Source organism: Pantoea sp. Fr+CA_20 (assembly GCF_024520835.1).
In the GTDB taxonomy this organism is placed as follows: domain Bacteria; phylum Pseudomonadota; class Gammaproteobacteria; order Enterobacterales; family Enterobacteriaceae; genus Pantoea; species Pantoea allii.
Genome location: NZ_JALNPN010000004.1, coordinates 266973 through 283275, shown reverse-complemented (window position 1 = coordinate 283275; position 16303 = coordinate 266973). Strand labels below are relative to the sequence as shown.

At 55.6% G+C, this 16303-nt stretch carries 17 protein-coding genes; 8 read left to right on the top strand and 9 right to left on the bottom strand.

Annotated elements, in window-relative coordinates:
• Window positions 1-120 precede the first annotated feature (120 nt).
• From fabI to pspF, 7 genes are all read right to left on the bottom strand, one after another.
• The gene (fabI, locus tag NR177_RS08215; RefSeq protein WP_063879751.1) at window positions 121-909 is read right to left on the bottom strand and encodes an enoyl-ACP reductase FabI; all 789 of its coding nucleotides are present in this window, start codon (window positions 907-909) and stop codon (window positions 121-123) included.
• Between the two features lie 141 nt (window positions 910-1050).
• The gene (gene sapF / locus NR177_RS08210) at window positions 1051-1854 is read right to left on the bottom strand and encodes a putrescine export ABC transporter ATP-binding protein SapF (RefSeq protein WP_063879750.1); all 804 of its coding nucleotides are present in this window, start codon (window positions 1852-1854) and stop codon (window positions 1051-1053) included.
• 1 nt (window position 1855) lies between these two features.
• The gene (gene sapD / locus NR177_RS08205) at window positions 1856-2851 is read right to left on the bottom strand and encodes a putrescine export ABC transporter ATP-binding protein SapD (RefSeq protein WP_063879749.1); all 996 of its coding nucleotides are present in this window, start codon (window positions 2849-2851) and stop codon (window positions 1856-1858) included.
• On the bottom strand, window positions 2851-3741 hold the full coding sequence (sapC, locus tag NR177_RS08200) for a putrescine export ABC transporter permease SapC (RefSeq protein WP_256852637.1): 891 nt from the start codon (window positions 3739-3741) through the stop codon (window positions 2851-2853). Before sapC ends, sapD begins: the two co-directional genes overlap by 1 nt.
• Window positions 3728-4693: a putrescine export ABC transporter permease SapB gene (sapB, locus tag NR177_RS08195; protein WP_145393169.1), complete on the bottom strand. Its 966-nt coding sequence runs from the start codon at window positions 4691-4693 to the stop codon at window positions 3728-3730. Before sapB ends, sapC begins: the two co-directional genes overlap by 14 nt.
• Window positions 4694-6322: an ABC transporter substrate-binding protein SapA gene (gene sapA, locus NR177_RS08190; protein ID WP_145393170.1), complete on the bottom strand. Its 1629-nt coding sequence runs from the start codon at window positions 6320-6322 to the stop codon at window positions 4694-4696.
• A gap of 549 nt (window positions 6323-6871) precedes the next feature.
• Window positions 6872-7885 carry a phage shock protein operon transcriptional activator gene (gene pspF / locus NR177_RS08185; protein WP_063879745.1) on the bottom strand — a complete coding sequence of 338 codons (1014 nt, stop codon included), beginning with the start codon at window positions 7883-7885 and terminating at the stop codon, window positions 6872-6874.
• A gap of 163 nt (window positions 7886-8048) precedes the next feature.
• Here pspF and pspA point away from each other — a divergent pair, with 163 nt between their 5' ends.
• The 7 genes from pspA (at window position 8049) to tyrR (ending at window position 13910) form a co-directional block, all read left to right on the top strand.
• Complete coding sequence (gene pspA, locus NR177_RS08180) at window positions 8049-8714, top strand: phage shock protein PspA (RefSeq protein WP_256852636.1); 666 nt, start codon at window positions 8049-8051, stop codon at window positions 8712-8714.
• A gap of 37 nt (window positions 8715-8751) precedes the next feature.
• Entirely contained in the window at window positions 8752-8979 is a 228-nt protein-coding gene (gene pspB / locus NR177_RS08175) for an envelope stress response membrane protein PspB (RefSeq protein WP_063879743.1), read from the top strand.
• Window positions 8976-9326 carry an envelope stress response membrane protein PspC gene (gene pspC / locus NR177_RS08170; protein ID WP_145393171.1) on the top strand — a complete coding sequence of 117 codons (351 nt, stop codon included), beginning with the start codon at window positions 8976-8978 and terminating at the stop codon, window positions 9324-9326. The genes pspB and pspC overlap by 4 nt, the downstream gene beginning before the upstream one ends.
• A 54-nt stretch (window positions 9327-9380) precedes the next feature.
• Window positions 9381-9629: a phage shock protein PspD gene (gene pspD / locus NR177_RS08165; protein WP_256852635.1), complete on the top strand. Its 249-nt coding sequence runs from the start codon at window positions 9381-9383 to the stop codon at window positions 9627-9629.
• Window positions 9610-11007 (top strand): YcjX family protein, encoded by a 1398-nt coding sequence (locus tag NR177_RS08160; protein ID WP_109716406.1) that lies wholly within the window; start codon window positions 9610-9612, stop codon window positions 11005-11007. Before pspD ends, NR177_RS08160 begins: the two co-directional genes overlap by 20 nt.
• The gene (locus tag NR177_RS08155; protein WP_109716405.1) at window positions 11004-12065 is read left to right on the top strand and encodes a YcjF family protein; all 1062 of its coding nucleotides are present in this window, start codon (window positions 11004-11006) and stop codon (window positions 12063-12065) included. Before NR177_RS08160 ends, NR177_RS08155 begins: the two co-directional genes overlap by 4 nt.
• Before the next feature lie 279 nt (window positions 12066-12344).
• The gene (gene tyrR / locus NR177_RS08150) at window positions 12345-13910 is read left to right on the top strand and encodes a transcriptional regulator TyrR (protein WP_063879738.1); all 1566 of its coding nucleotides are present in this window, start codon (window positions 12345-12347) and stop codon (window positions 13908-13910) included.
• A gap of 41 nt (window positions 13911-13951) precedes the next feature.
• Here the strand turns inward: tyrR and tpx are convergent, their stop codons facing one another.
• Window positions 13952-14455 (bottom strand): thiol peroxidase, encoded by a 504-nt coding sequence (tpx, locus tag NR177_RS08145; RefSeq protein WP_063879737.1) that lies wholly within the window; start codon window positions 14453-14455, stop codon window positions 13952-13954.
• Between the two features lie 150 nt (window positions 14456-14605).
• Between tpx and ycjG the strand changes: the two genes are divergently transcribed.
• Window positions 14606-15589 (top strand): L-Ala-D/L-Glu epimerase, encoded by a 984-nt coding sequence (ycjG, locus tag NR177_RS08140; RefSeq protein WP_145393173.1) that lies wholly within the window; start codon window positions 14606-14608, stop codon window positions 15587-15589.
• Here the strand turns inward: ycjG and mpaA are convergent.
• Complete coding sequence (gene mpaA, locus NR177_RS08135) at window positions 15564-16271, bottom strand: murein tripeptide amidase MpaA (protein ID WP_063879735.1); 708 nt, start codon at window positions 16269-16271, stop codon at window positions 15564-15566. The genes ycjG and mpaA overlap by 26 nt on opposite strands.
• Window positions 16272-16303 lie beyond the last annotated feature (32 nt).

Below are 16303 nucleotides of genomic sequence, written 5' to 3'. Positions count from 1 at the left end.
TCGTCGCCCACGGGCAGGTCAGGGCAAAAGACCAATCGGTGATAAATAATAGCGATAAGGAATAACGAGGCAATCGGGCGGGTACAGCACAGGGCGAGCAAGGCTCGCCCGTGAGGAAACTTATTTCAGTTCCAGTTCGTTCATGGCGGCGATGCTGAAGCCACCGTCAACGTGAACGATTTCACCGGTGATACCACCCGCCAGATCGGAACAAAGGAAGGCAGCGGAGTTACCCACGTCTTCGATAGTTACCGTACGGCGAATAGGGGTTACCGCTTCACAATGGGCCAGCATCTTACGGAAATCTTTAATGCCTGACGCTGCCAGCGTACGAATCGGACCCGCAGAAACGGCATTAACACGCACGCCTTCTGGACCCATCGCGTTAGCCATGTAACGCACGTTAGCTTCCAGAGACGCTTTTGCCAGGCCCATAACGTTGTAGTTAGGGATAGCGCGTTCTGCACCCAGGTAAGACAGGGTCAGCAGAGCAGCGTTCGGGTTCAGCATGGCACGACACTCTTTAGCCATTGCAACAAAGCTGTAGGCGCTGATGTCGTGCGCGATTTTGAAACCTTCGCGGGTTACGGCATTAACGTAATCGCCATCCAACTGGTCGCCAGGCGCGAAACCGATGGAGTGCACGAAACCGTCAAATTTTGGCCAGGTCTTTGCCAGCTCAGTGAACAGGGATTGGATGCTTTCATCTTCTGCAACATCACAAGGCAGCACGATGTCGGAACCCAAATCTTTGGCAAACTCTTCCACACGACCTTTCAGTTTGTCGTTTTGGTAGGTGAAAGCCAGTTCTGCGCCCTGTTTGCGCATCGCCTGTGCAATACCGTAGGCGATGGAAAGTTTACTGGCAACACCAGTAATCAGAATGCGCTTACCGGAAAGAAAACCCATAGCTGTAATCCTTATGGTCATGGTAGTTGGCGGTCGTGTTGTTTAAATAATAGACGACCGACGTTAATCGACGTGCGGATTCTAGCACGTCTGTTTGAAATCAGGAAAAACGCGCAGCGTTTTCCACTATATGCCGCAAAATCAACGCTCCCGCCGCCAGGCTTCAGCCGTTAAGGCCTCACCAAAATGGCTGTTGATCAGACGTTTTGTCATCTCATGCAGTGGCGACGCAAGCACGTCTGCCGTGCCGCCGCGCTCCACCACTTCGCCGTGATGCATGACCAGCACTTTATCGCTGATATGCTTCATCATACCCAGATGCTGGGTCACATAAATGTAAGCGATACCGTGCTTTTCTTGTAGCTCCAGCATCAGATTGACCAGTTGTGAACGCATGGTCATATCCAGCGAGGCAAGGGCCTCATCGGCCACAATCACTTTAGGTTGCAGGATTAACGCACGGGCCAGGCCAAGACGCTGCTTTTGGCCCGGTGCCAACATATGCGGATAATAACCGGCGTGATCGCGCAGCAATCCCACCTGGCGCAGCGTGGTAATAATGCGCTTTTCCCGCGCCTCAGCATCCAGATCGGTATTCAGGCGCAGCGGCAGGTCCAGAATCTGGCTCACGCGCTGGCGTGGATTCAGCGAGGTTGATGGGTCCTGGAAGATCATACGAATGCGCTGGCTGCGATAGCCGTAATCGCCAAAGCTCAGCGGGTGATCGTCGATAATAATCTGGCCGTCGCTGGGAGCAACGGTGCCGCTGAGCATTTTTGCCAGCGTGGATTTGCCTGAACCGTTTTCGCCAATAATCGCCAGAGTCTGCTTTTCACGCAGCGTAAAGCTGACGGATTTCACCGCCTCAACATGCTGACGACGAAACAGGCCGGTGCGGTAACGAAAGGTTTTGCTGAGATTGCGGACTTCCAGCAACGTTTCCATCTTATTGGCCCTCAACGTTGAGCGGGAAGTGGCAGGCATACAGGTGCGATCGCGTGCCGGTGAGCCGTGGCGCTTCTACACATTTGCGTTGTGCGTAGGGGCAGCGCGGCCCCAGACGGCAACCGATAGGCAGGCTTTCCAGCGATGGAATCGCACCGGATAAGGTATTGAGACGGCTCTTATGCGGAAGCGGACGACCAAAGTCAGGCATGGCACGAATCAATGCCTGCGTGTAAGGATGATGCGGTGTGCTCATCAGGTCTTCGCTTTGCGCCGTTTCTACGGTCTGACCGCAGTACATCACGTTAATGCGGTTTGCCCACTGGCTCATGGTTCGCAGGTCATGGCTAATCAGCAAAATGGTGGTGTTATTGTTCTGGTTAAGCCGGCTCAGCAGGCGGAATATCTGCGCCTGCGTGGTCGGCTCCATCGCGTTAGTCGGCTCGTCAGCAATCAGCAGGCGGGGTTGATTCGCCAGGGCGATGGCGATCATCACTTTTTGGCATTCGCCCTCGGTTAACTCGTAAGGAAAACTGCGCATAATGTCGGTGTGATCTTTAATGCCCACCCGATGCAGCAACTCAATAGCCCGGCTTTTACGCCAGAACCAAAAGCGCTTCATCCACGCGCCTTTATAGGTCCAGCGAGGAATCGCCTGCATCAGTTGACGGCCGACGCTTTCCGACGGATCGAGACAGGATTGCGGCTCCTGAAAAATCATCGAAACGTTATGACCCACGATGCGACGTCGCTCGCGCGGGGACAGGCGCAGCAGATCGACGTCATCAAATACCATACGGTCTGCGGTAACACGCCAGTTATCGTTGGTCACGCCACAGATGGCTTTGGCGACCAGACTTTTGCCCGAACCGGACTCACCGACCAGACCGCGGATTTCCCCTTCACTGAGCGACAGGTTAATGCGGTCCACCGCTTTAACCGGGCCATCAGCGGTCATGAACTCAATCGTCAGATTACGAATATCCAGTAACGGCATTATTCTACTCCCGCCTCAACGGCCCGACGAATGCCATCACCAAGCAGGTTAACGACTAATACACTGACCATCAGGGCGGCACCGGGCAGCATTACCGTCCAGGGAGCCACATAAACCAGTTCCAGTGAATCACCCAGCATCGCCCCCCATTCCGGCGAGGGCAACTGGGCACCAAGGTCAAGAAAACCCAGAGCGGCAATATCAAGAATAGCCATGGAGAGCGCGCGCGTAATCTCACTGATCAACATCGGTAATACATTAGGCAAAATCGCGTGCCACATAATATTGATGCTGGTCGCGCCGTCGAGACGGGCCGCCACCACATACTCTTTTTCCAGTTCGTCGTGTACGGCGCTGTAAATTTCGCGCACCAGTCGTGGCATCAGCGCCAGCCAGACCGCCAGCAGCGCATGTTCAAGGCGCGGGCCGAGAAAGGCCACCACAATGATGGCCAGCAGCAGAGAAGGTATCGACAGTAACGTGTCCAGCACGTGGTTCAGCACCGCAGAGCGCACGCCGTGCGTCATACCCGCCACAATACCCAGCACCAGCGCCCAAAAGGTGGCAAACAGCGTCACCAGAATGGCAGAACCTACCGTCGGGGCAACGCCATTGAGTAAACGGCTCAGTAAATCACGCCCCAGGTCGTCAGTGCCGAGAAAGAATGAGACTTCACCATAGCGCGACCAGGAGGGCGGCAGCAGCTGATAACCCAGAAACTGCTGGTCGATGGGATAGGGTGCCAGGAAATGCCCAAACAGGCAGAGCAGCAGCAGTGCGCCAAAACCGTACAGGCCAATCATCGCCGGCATATCGCCATAAAAATGGTGCCAGCTTTGACGAAACGCGCTGGGCAGGCGCTTTTCGGCGTAGATGTTATCGGACGGCATACCATTCCTTATGTTTCAGCGGATTCAGCGCCGCACCGACAATGTCAGAGAGGACGTTCACCACGATCACCACGCCACCGGTCACCATCACACCGGCGGATATTGCCGCATAGTCCTGCTGGCGAATCGCGTTAATCAGCCAGCGCCCCAATCCGGGCCAGTTAAACACCATTTCCGTAATCATCGCCAGGGTTAACATGCTGGAAAACTGTAAGCCAAGACGCGGAATCACAGGGGGAAGCGCGTTGTGTAACACGTGGCGGCGAATCACGGTAAAGCGGGATAATCCGCGAGTGGCGGCCGCCTTCACATAGTTCTTATCGACGACGTCGCTGGTGCTGATGCGCAGCAAACGCACGATCTCGGTGGTGGGGGCCATCGCCAGAACGGTAACCGGTAAAATCAGATGCATCAGTACGCTAATCATCATCTCATGTCGCCATGGCGAGTGACTGAGCCAGGCATCAATCAACGCAAATCCGGTAATGTTTTGAACAGGATACAGCAGGTCATAGCGCCCGGATACGGGCAACCAGCCCAGCGTCAGTGAGAAGAACAGGGTAAACAGCAGCGCGAGCCAGAACACCGGAATAGAAAATCCCAGCAGGGCCAGCGCGCTGATCACCTTATCCTGCCATTTATGCCGCATGGCACCGGCACAAATTCCCAACGGAATGCCGACGATCAGAGCCAGGGTGAACGCCATCAGGCACAGCTCCATCGTAGCGGGGAAGACTTCGCGCAGCTGTACGCCAATCTCCTGACCATTGGTGCTGGACACGCCAAAATCCAGCTGCAGCATGCCTTTAAACCAGAACCACCAGGCGTCAAACAGCGATGCGCCTTCCAGCGGTGCATTCGGCGTGAAATAGCTCAGGCTGAAACTCACCAGGGAAAGAAAAAACAGGGTAATGACCAGCAACACCAGGCGACGCAGAATATAGATGATCACTTAACGATCCTCTCGCTCATCACGATAAACGCCGGCAAACGAAGCGTTACCAAACGGACTTAATACCAGACCTTTAATATCATGCCGATAGGCTTGCAGGCGCAGGGATGAAGCCAGTGGCAGCACGGGCAGCTCGCGCGCCAGAATCTGCTGCGCCTTATCGTAGTTGTCAATGCGGCCAGACAGCTGCTGTGACAGCAAGGCATTTTTTAACGTGTCGTCAAACGCGGGCGAACACCAGTGAGCATAGTTGGTCTGGGAACTGATGGCCGCACAGCTCAGCAGGGGGCGAAAGAAGCTGTCAGGATCGTTACTGTCGGTTGCCCAGCCTGCCAGCGTCAGATCGTGGTTCATCGCCATCAACTGCGCCTCCTGAAAACGGCCTTCAACCGGGACGATAGTGACGCGCACGCCAATTTGCGCAAGGTCAGCCTGAATAAGTTCGGCCGTTTTAAGCGGTGCAGGGTTCCAGGACTGCGAGGCGGAAGGCACAACCAGACGCAGATGAAGATCTTTTACTCCCGCCGCCTCAAGCGCTTCTCTGGCTTTTTTGGGATCGAAACCCGTAATGCTGGCATCGGTATCATAAGCCCAGGACGCGCGAGGTAAAATCGAGGCGGCCGTCTCGGCGGTGCCGTAGTAGATGGATTCCATCAGGCGCTCATTATTGATCGCCAGCGCCAGCGCGTGACGAACGTCTGGCCGGTCGAGCGGCGGTTTGCGGGTGTTAAATGCCAGATAAGCGATGTTCATGCCGGGCCGCAGCGTCATACGCAGCCGGGGATCGTCGCGCAGAATCGAGATTTGGCTGGCGGCGGGATAGGCAAGAACGTCGCATTCGCCCGTGAGCAATTTCGATAACCGTCCTGTTCCCCCGGCACCAAGATCGATAACCACCTGCTGCAGGCGCGGCACGCCCTTCCAGTAATGCGGGTTCCGCGCCAGACGAATATATTGCCCGCTGCGGTATTCGCTCAGCTGGAACGGGCCTGTTCCCACCGGTAGCCGGTCCAGCTCTTCCTGATGGCCCACTTTATCCAGACTGTCGGCGTACTCTTTCGACAGAACGGGCGCGTAATGTGTCGCCAGATGCCAGAGAAACGAGGCGTCCGGGCTGTTAAGGCGGAACTCGACGGTGTCGTTATCGATTTTTTTAATGCTCTGAACCGAATCGGCAAACTGCAGGCTGTCGAAATAGGGGTAATAGCCGCCGTTAACATTATGCCAGGGATGTTTGCGATCAAACATGCGGGCAAAGCTGAAAACGACGTCATCGGCATTCATCGCGCGCGTGGGTGCAAAGTTTGAGGTGTGCTGAAACTGTACCCCGTGGCGCAGGTGAAAACGGTAGGTCGCGCCGTTATCACGCACTTCCCAACTGGCGGCCAGATCGGACTGCAAACGGTAGGTGTAAGGATCGACATCCAACAGGCGGTCATATAACTGGGCAGCCAGCGTATCCACCGTTAAGCCACTGCTGGCCATCTGCGGATTAAACGTGTTCAGCGTGCCATTAACGCAATAGACGAATCCGCTTTGACGAATATCTCCAGCCGGTGTTGGCGCAGACCAGACAGGCGCGCTTAACACGCTGAGACTCAGTAACAGCGAAGGAATTAGTTTTAACATAGAACTCAACGATTCTCAGGCATTAGGCAGAGTGTATCGCAAAGCGGGCGCGGCCCCAAATACGCATCGTCGATTGCCGGTTTTTCGCGCACCTGAGCGTAGAAAGAAGCGGCTAATGCTTCCTGGCCCGATTCCGATGGGGTTGTACCCAGGCGGGTTAGGACAGGTTGGCGGCGTGAAAGACATCACCGTCGTCACCTTGTTAAATTCAATGCAAAGTGAAGCGCGACCAGCCCGTTGCAGCAGGGTAAAGGCGACGGGTGCGTGGTAATAAAGGCGCAGCATTGGTGTGGAAATGAGAAAAATTCTCAACAACCCCTTTACAGATGCGAACAGGAATGATTATTATTCAGTTGCGCTTCGACGGTGGCTCTACCGAAGAAGAGCACGACATTGCTCACATTGCTTCCAGTTGCCCGCTTCGGCGGGCCCTTTTTTCCCGCCCCCATCCTTTTGGCTCCACCCGCCCGGTCTCAGCCGTACAATGATCATTGCTTACCACAGCAACAACCCAGCGTTTATCTGCAATTTAATCCGGTCGATCGTCCGTTATGCCTGGACGTCCCGCGCCTGGATACCGTGCTTTTTCATGATGGCTCTGAGCTGGTGGTAGGTGACGCCAAGTAAGCTGGCAGCGCGGCGTTGATTATACTTCGCCTGTTGCAGACTGATTTCCACCACATCGCGCTCCTGCTGGTTTTGCCACTGGCGCAGGTCGAGCGGCAGAGACGGCAGGGCAGCGGGTGCATCTGGCGTGCTGGCAGGAAGCGGAGCTTCTTCAGGGGCCGTACGACGCGCAAACGGGTTGATGATAATCTCATCCAGCGGTTCATCGCTGGTGTTGTGGCGGTACACCGACCGCTCAACGACGTTTTTAAGTTCACGCACATTACCCGGCCAGTGATGATCAAGTAAGGTGTTTTGCGCCTGCTGTGTAAAGCCTGGAAACAGGGGCAGCCCCAGTTCACGACACATCTGGATGGCGAAATGATCGGCCATGACCAAAATATCGCTACGGCGCTCGCGTAACGGCGGCAGTTGAACGACATCAAACGCCAGGCGGTCCAGCAGGTCTGCGCGAAACTGCCCTGCGGCCGCGAGCGCCGGTAAGTCTTCATTGGTGGCGCAGATCAGGCGCACATTGACCTGAAAGACGTGGTTGCCGCCGACGCGCTCCAGCTGACCATATTCAATGACCCTCAGGAGTTTTTCCTGTACCAGCATTGGTGCGGTAGCCAGCTCATCAAGAAACAGCGTGCCGCCGTCTGCGCGCTCAAAACGGCCCAGATGACGCTTCTGCGCACCGGTAAATGCTCCGGCTTCGTGGCCAAAAAGCTCAGAATCCAGCAAGTTTTCATTCAGCGCAGCGCAGTTGAGTGAGATGAAAGGGCCCTGCCAGCGGTCTGAAAGATAGTGCAGACGGCTGGCGATCAGCTCTTTACCTGTACCGCGTTCGCCCACTACCAACACGGGTTTTTCCAGCGGAGCGAGTTTCGACACCTGTTCCAGTACTTCCAGAAAGTTGTTCGATTCCCCCAGCAGGTTGTCGTTATTAACGGACATGATGAATTTCGCCACGGATTAATCAATTTAACTATCTTAGAACAGTTTAAAAAAACTGCAAAGCCACCAATGCAAATAAAATCAATAAGATAAAAGTTGGCACGCATCTTGAATCAGGTATCACCAGCAAGATGAAACCATGACAAATAAGAGGAACATCATTATGGGTATTTTTTCTCGTTTCACTGACATCGTTAATGCCAACATTAATTCACTGCTTGAGCGTGCAGAAGATCCGCAGAAGCTGGTGCGCCTGATGATTCAGGAAATGGAAGACACGCTGGTTGAAGTCCGCTCCACCTCTGCCCGCGCCCTGGCTGAAAAGAAACAGCTGTCACGCCGAATCGACCAGGCCGAGATTCAGCAGGTGGAATGGCAAGACAAAGCCGAACTGGCCCTGCGTAAAGATAAAGAGGATTTGGCCCGTTCAGCGTTAATCGAAAAACAGAAACTGACCGATCTGATTGCCTCGCTGAAGCAGGAAGTTGCGCAGGTAGAAGAGACGCTGGCGCGTATGAAAGGTGAAATCACTGAGCTGGAGAAAAAGCTGAGCGAAACCCGTGCACGTCAGCAGGCCCTTACGCTGCGTCATCAGGCCGCGTCTTCTTCACGTGATGTGCGTCGCCAACTGGACAGCGGTAAAATTGATGAGGCGATGGCCCGCTTCGAATCATTTGAACGTCGCATCGACCACATGGAAGCGGAAGCAGAGAGCCACGGTTTTGGTAAACCTAAAACGCTGGATCAGCAGTTCACCGACCTGAAAGCGGATGATGAAATCAGTCAACAACTCAACGCGCTGAAAGCCAAAATGAATCGCAGCGAATAATAAGCCGCTTTCTGCTGGAAAGGATTAAGGAGAGTCAATGAGCGCACTATTTTTAGCCATACCTTTAACAATATTTGTGCTGTTTGTGGCACCTGTCTGGCTATGGCTACATTACAGTAACAAGCGCAACGGCGGGGCAGATTTGTCGCAAAGCCAGATGCAGCGCCTGCAACAGGTGACCAAAGATGCACAGCGCATGCGGGATCGTATTGATGCCCTTGAAGCCATCCTTGATGCTGAACATCCTAACTGGAGGCAACCATGATGAAAGGCCGCACGCTATGGCGCAAGCCTGACGACGGGAAACTGATGGGGGTTTGTGCCGGCTTAGCCGAATACCTTGATGTGCCGGTGCGACTGCTTCGTGTCATTGTCGTATTGTCGCTGTTCTTTGGTCTGTTCGTGTTTACGGTGATTGCCTATTTCGTGTTGGGTTTTGTCCTGGACGTCAAACCGGCAGGTGCAGACAACGGGGAACATCAACCCAGCCCCGGCGAATTGCTGGACCAACTGGAAACTGCACTGCAGCAGGACGAACGTAATGTCCGGGACATCGAACGTTACGTCACCTCTGAAACCTTTAGCGTGCGCAGTCGTTTCCGTCAGATTTAACCGTTGTCCTGCGGCGGGCCAGACTGGCCCTCTGCGGACCGTCAGGAGGAAGTGATGACTGTTTCACGCACCGCGGCTTTTCGTCATCGTGCAACACCTGCATTGAAGTCAGCCGCCAAATTTATCATTATCAATGCGGTAACCTATGGTCCTGCTGGCGTGACCGGCTGGGCCGTAAAATCGGTGGCGCGCCGTCCACTTCGTCTTCTGTTAGGACTGGCGCTTGAGCCGCTGCTGAAACGCGTGATGAGCCGGTTTGCATCACGCTTCATCAAGGAGAAAGATGAAAAGACTGCAAACTGAGTTGCTGGCATTGATGAACCGCGGCGTCGATCGACATCTTCGTCTGGCGGTGACGGGACTGAGCCGCAGTGGTAAAACGGCCTTCATTACCTCGCTGGTTAACCAGCTCCTTTCTGTACACAGCGGCGCACGACTGCCGCTGTTTTCTGTGGTGCGCGATGAGCGCCTGTTGGGCGTGAAACGTGTGCCGCAACGGGATATGGGCACCGCCCGTTTCACCTATGATGAAGGACTGGCGCAGCTGTACAGTACGCCGCCCGCCTGGCCCACGCCCACGCGAGGCGTCAGTGAAATGCGTCTGGCGCTCCGTTACCGTCCCAATGATTCATTGCTCCGCCATCTCAAAGATACCGCCACGCTCTATCTTGAAATTGTTGACTACCCAGGTGAGTGGCTGCTCGATCTGCCTATGCTGGCACAGGATTACCTCACCTGGTCGCGGCAGATGAACGGCTTAATGCAGGGCGATCGCGCAGACTGGGCCGCACCCTGGCGCGAACATTGTCAAAAACTCGATCCGCTTGCCCCCGCCGATGAAAACCGCCTGGCCGGGATCGCCGCGGCCTGGACTGATTACCTGCATCGGTGTAAAGCGGAAGGACTGCACTTTATTCAGCCGGGGCGTTTTGTGCTGCCCGGCGAGATGGCGGGCGCGCCAGCGCTGCAGTTTTTTCCGTGGCCGACAGCTGATGAAGCCCAGGCTGCTAAGCTGGCGCAGGCGGACAAAGGCAGTAACTTTGCCATGCTGCAGCAGCGATTTAATTACTACTGCCAGCACGTGGTGAAAGGGTTCTATAAAAATCATTTTCTGCGCTTTGACCGCCAGATCGTACTGGTGGATTGTCTGCAGCCGCTCAACAGCGGGCCGCAGGCGTTTAACGATATGCGCCTGGCGCTAACCCAGTTGATGCAGAGCTTCCACTACGGACAGCGTACGCTGTTCCGGCGGCTGTTTTCACCCGTGATTGATAAGCTGTTATTTGCCGCCACGAAAGCCGATCACATCACCAGCGATCAGCATGGCAATATGGTCTCGCTGTTGCAGCAGCTGGTGCAGGATGCCTGGCAAAACGCGGCATTCGAAGGCATCAGCATGGACTGCATCGGCCTGGCCTCGGTTCAGGCCACGCAAAGCGGGCTGGTCGATCATCGTGGCGAAAAAATTCCGGCACTACGAGGTCATCGCCTGCAGGACGGCGAGGCATTAACCGTTTATCCGGGTGAGGTTCCGCCGCGGCTGCCAGGCAGCGCGTTCTGGCAGCAGCAAGGCTTTCAGTTTGAGCAGTTTCGCCCGCAGCAGCTGGATATCGATCGCCCCGTACCGCATATCCGCATGGATGCGGCACTGGAATTTTTACTGGGAGATAAATTGCGATGAGCGATCCGTTGAAACCGCGCATTGATTTTGCCCGGCCTCTGGACGATAAGCCCGACGCGGTGTTGCGTCCGGCTCAGACGTTTGAAGCCGATTCACAGGCCGCCTTTTTAGCCGTGCAGGATAACGAGGCGGCGGTTGAAGAAGAAAGTGCAGGCGAGCGGGCGGTCGAGGCGGCCTTAAAACCCAAACGCAGCCTGTGGCGTAAAATGGTGGGCGCTGGCCTGGCGCTGTTTGGCGTCAGCGTGGTGGCGCAGGGCGTGCAATGGAGCCACAATGCCTGGCTGGCTCAGGACTGGTTTGCGCTGGGCAGCGGCATGGCGGGCGGGCTGATTGTGCTTGCTGGCGTAGGCGCGCTGACCAGCGAGTGGCGTCGTTTGTATCAGCTTCGTCAGCGGGCCGAAGAGCGCGATCTGGGCCGGGAACTGCTCAACAGTCACGGCATTGGGAAAGGACGTGCCTTTTGTGAAAAGCTGGCACGCCAGGCCGAACTCGATCAGGCGCATCCTGCCTTGCAGCGCTGGCATGCTGCGCGCCATGAAACCCACAATGACGGGGAAACGGTCCGGCTTTATGCCCAGATGGTGCAGCCTGTTCTTGACCGCCAGGCGCGGCGGGAAATCAGCCGTCATGCGGCCGAATCCGCGCTGATGATCGCGGTTAGTCCCCTGGCACTGGTCGATATGGCGTTTATCGCCTGGCGTAACTTACGACTGGTCAACCGGATTGCCGCCATCTACGGCATTGAGCTGGGGTATTTTAGTCGGCTGCGTTTGTTCCGACTGGTGCTGCTGAACATGGCCTTTGCCGGGGCTTCCGAGTTGGTGCGTGAAGTTGGGATGGACTGGATGTCGCAGGACATCGCCGCCAGGCTTTCGACGCGTGCTGCGCAGGGCATCGGCGCGGGATTGCTGACGGCGCGTCTGGGCATTAAAGCGATGGAGCTATGCCGCCCTTTACCCTGGCTCGAAAACGATAAACCGCGCCTGGGTGATTACCGTCGTGAGCTGTTGGGGCAGTTAAAAGACGCGTTACAAAAGGGCGGCGAGAAACGCCAGTAAATGAAACAGGATGACGAGCGCTGTGGCCCAACGGCGCGGTCATGTCATTCTGCGGTACGTGAAAGAAGGCGCATCAGCCGTATTGTGCCATGCCTGCCGGTGCGTGTTCATTCCCAACCAACTCAGCACGCGTAAGGCCGTCATCCTGGCTGATGCCGTTTACGCGTTTAAAAAAACGCGTGTGCGTTAGCGCTGTCAACTTTTCCTGACAGCCCTCTTTCTGCGGGCGGGTTATTTAGCGTATTATCGCCAAATATCAAACGGATTAAGGCCTACGCAATGCGTTTAGAAGTGTTTTGTCAGGACCGTATCGGGCTGGCGCGCGAATTGCTCGACCTGCTGGTAGCGCGCAGCATCGATCTTCGCGGCATTGAAGTCGCCGCCTCAGGCCGCATCTATCTTAATTTCTCTACGCTGGAATTCGAACAGTTTAGTAATCTTATGGCGGAAATCCGCCGTACGCCGGGCGTGACTGATGTTCGCACTGTGCCCTATATGCCTTCCGAACGTGAGCACCGGGTTCTGAGCGCCTTGCTGGTGGCCATGCCGGAGCCGGTATTTTCGGTGGACCTGAGAAGTAAGGTTGAGCTGGCAAACCCGGCGGCACAAAACCTGTTTAATCTTGATGAAAACAAGATCCGCAACGTGACGGCCGACCATCTGATCAACGGCTTCAACTTTATGCGCTGGCTGGAAAGCGACCGCGTTCAGGCTCAGGCACAACATGTGGTGATAGAAGGGCGCGATTTCCTGATGGAAGCGCATCCGATCTACCTGTCAGAAGAAAATGATCAGGCAGAACAGCTTGTCGGTGCGATGGTGATGCTGAAGTCCACCGCTCGCATGGGCCGCCAGTTGCAGAGTCTGGTCGTCACCGACGAAACCGAGTTCGATCATATCGTTGCGGTCACGCCCAAAATGCGTCAGGTCGTGGAACAGGCGCGTAAGCTGGCGATGCATGATGCGCCGCTCCTGATCATCGGTGACACCGGTACGGGCAAAGATATGCTGGCGCGGGCCTGCCACTTACGCAGCGCTCGCGGGAAAATGCCTTTTCTGGCACTCAACTGCGCATCCCTGCCGGATGATGTGGCGGAAAGTGAGCTTTTTGGTCACGCCGCGGGTGCCTATCCTAATGCGCTTGAGGGAAAAAAAGGCTTTTTCGAGCAGGCCAACGGCGGGTCGGTACTGCTGGATGAGATTGGTGAGATGTCGCCGACCATGCAGACCAAACTGCTGCGCTTTCTCAACGACGGCACGTTCCGGCGCGTGGGTGAAGAGCACGAAGTTCACGTCAATGTCCGCGTGATTTGCGCGACCCAGAAGAATCTGTTTGAGCTGGTGCAACGTGGCGAGTTCAGGGAAGACCTTTTTTACCGGCTCAACGTGCTGACGCTAAACCTGCCGCCCCTGCGCGAGCGGGTTCAGGACATTATGCCGTTAACGGACATGTTTGTGGCGCGCTTCGCCGATGAACAGGGCATTCCGCGTCCACGGTTGTCCTCACAGCTGAATGCTTTTCTGATGCGCTATAACTGGCCTGGAAACGTGCGTCAGCTCAAAAACGCGCTGTATCGTGCCTTAACGCAACTGGAAGGCCACGAATTACGGCCTCAGGATATCGTTTTACCTGAACAGGCACTGGATGTGTCACTCGGGGAAGAGGCGATGGAAGGGACGCTGGACCAGATCACCAGCCGCTTTGAGCGGTCAATTCTGACGCGTTTATACCTTTCTTATCCCAGCACGCGCAAACTGGCAAAACGCCTGGGCGTTTCCCATACGGCCATTGCCAATAAATTGCGCGAGTACGGTTTGGGGCAAAAACGCGGCGACAGCGAATAAAACAAACGCAGCGGATAAGTCTGGCTTATCCGCTGTGGTCATTATTTCAGCGCAGCGAGTGCGGAGTCATAATCGGGTTCAGTGGTGATTTCATTCACCAACTGACTGTAAAGCACTTTGTCATGCTCATCCAGAACGATCACTGCACGTGCGGTCAGGCCTTGCAGGGCGCCATCGGCAATTTCCACACCAAAATCACGTTTGAATTCACCCCCGCGCAGCGTGGAGAGCGTAACCACATTGTTCAGGTTGTCCGCGCCACAAAAACGCGACTGGGCAAAGGGCAGATCAGCGGAAATACATAACACCACGGTATTACTCAGTTCACCCGCCAGCTGGTTAAACTTACGTACCGAAGAGGCGCACACGCCGGTATCGACGCTGGGAAAAATATTCAGAATCTTGCGTTTTCCTGCATACTCAGAGAGTGAGACGTTAGCCAGGTTTTTAGCCACCAGAGTAAACGATTTAACGCTGTCGCCCGGCTGCGGGAACTGACCTGCAACCGCGACCGGGTTGCCCTGAAAGTGAACAGTCTGAGACATAAGCATTCCTTCTAATGATGTGATCTGACAAAAATAACGCGTCAGTACAGGTATAGCCATTGTTTATGACATAAATTTTAAGGGTTTACGAGAGCATTTGTTGCCTAAAGTTAAATGACAGTGATGAATCACCAACAATAAGGAGAGGTAATGAGAACGGTAAAATGTTATCCCGAAGCATGGCCGCTGCACACGCCGTTTGTCATTGCTCGTGGCACTCGCACCGAAGCTAAAGTCGTCGTCGTGGAAATTGAAGAAGATGGCGTGAAAGGCATTGGTGAGGCCACACCTTACACGCGCTACGGCGAAAGCGAAGCACTGGTGCTGGAGCAAATTGCTACCGTTATGCCACAACTGCAGCAGGGGTTGTCACGAGATGCCTTACAGAACCTGTTGCCGGCAGGCGCGGCAAGAAATGCCATCGACAGTGCGCTCTGGGATCTTGCTGCACGCCAGCAGCATCGGAGTCTGGAGCAGTTAGTTGGCGTCGAACCGACCCGTTCTGTGATCACTGCCCACACGGTGAGCATTGATACACCGGAGGCGATGGCCAGCAGCGCGCAGGCTTTATGGCAACATGGCGCCACCCTGCTCAAAATCAAAATGGATAATAACTTTATTACCGAGCGGCTGATGGCGATTCGTGCCGCCGTACCAGAGGCGACATTACTCATCGATGCTAATGAATCATGGCACGCTGAGGGCCTGGCCGCGCGTTGCCAGCTATTAGCCGATCTTGAGGTTGCTATGCTCGAACAGCCCTTACCGGCAGGGGAAGACGAGGCGCTGGCCAACTTTATTCATCCTCTCCCCATTTGTGCCGACGAGAGCTGTCACACGCGTGAAAGCCTGCCTGCACTGCGTGGGCGCTATGAGATGGTGAATATTAAACTCGATAAAGCGGGCGGACTGACCGAAGCACTAGCCCTGGCGCATGCTGCGCGACAGCAGGGCTTTACGCTCATGGCGGGCTGTATGATCTGCACATCAAGGGCGATTCGCGCCGCACTGCCGCTGGTGCCGCTGGTGCGTTTTGCCGATTTAGACGGTGCAACCTGGCTGGCTGTCGATGCCGAACCGGCCCTTAAGGTGCAGGACGGTGCGTTGATTACGGCTGCCAGCGCAGCAGAGTGAGCATCGTCTCCAGATAGGTTTCAGTGGCTTCATCCACGGAAATGACAGGCATCTCGGCGGTCACGCACGGCAAACTCAGGTCGTGACACCAACTGCCAAAGGAACCCGGCGTGGCGTAGCCCACGCTGCTGACGCGAGGTAAACCGGTCTGTGCCGCCAGCCAGGCGCCGATTTCCGTCTGATCGGGATCATCAATGCAGGCCAGCGGTTCGTGCCAGGAAACCACCCAGGCCGGTTTAAGCTGATGAATCAGCGCACACAGCGCCTGGGTTTCTGGCTCGGATGCCGGATGTGTGCCCGTCGACAGCGTTACGTCCCGTTCGTCTGCTGCGCTATTCCAGCGATAAACCGTATCCCCTGACTGCCAGTTAGCGGCCGGAAAGTTGCGGTTCAGATCGACACCTTTCGCATTGGCTCGCAAACCCAGCTGACAGCCGTCAGGATTCATCGCCAGCACCACATGATGGCGACGCTGAGCCTCCGGCAACGTCCGCAGTGCAGCGGAAAGGGCCGCTATTGCCGCGTTTTCATCGCCGTGCGTACCGGCCAGAATCAGGCCACTGTCGCTGTCTGCCTGCACGGCCGGAAACCAGAGCAGCGGGGCGCCCAGAACCGATCGGCCATACTGCTGCCAGGAAATAGCCAGTTTGCCGCGTAGCGGTCGCGGGTGAAGGGATGACATAGTGACTTTCTCCTGAGGGTTTATGTCAAAGT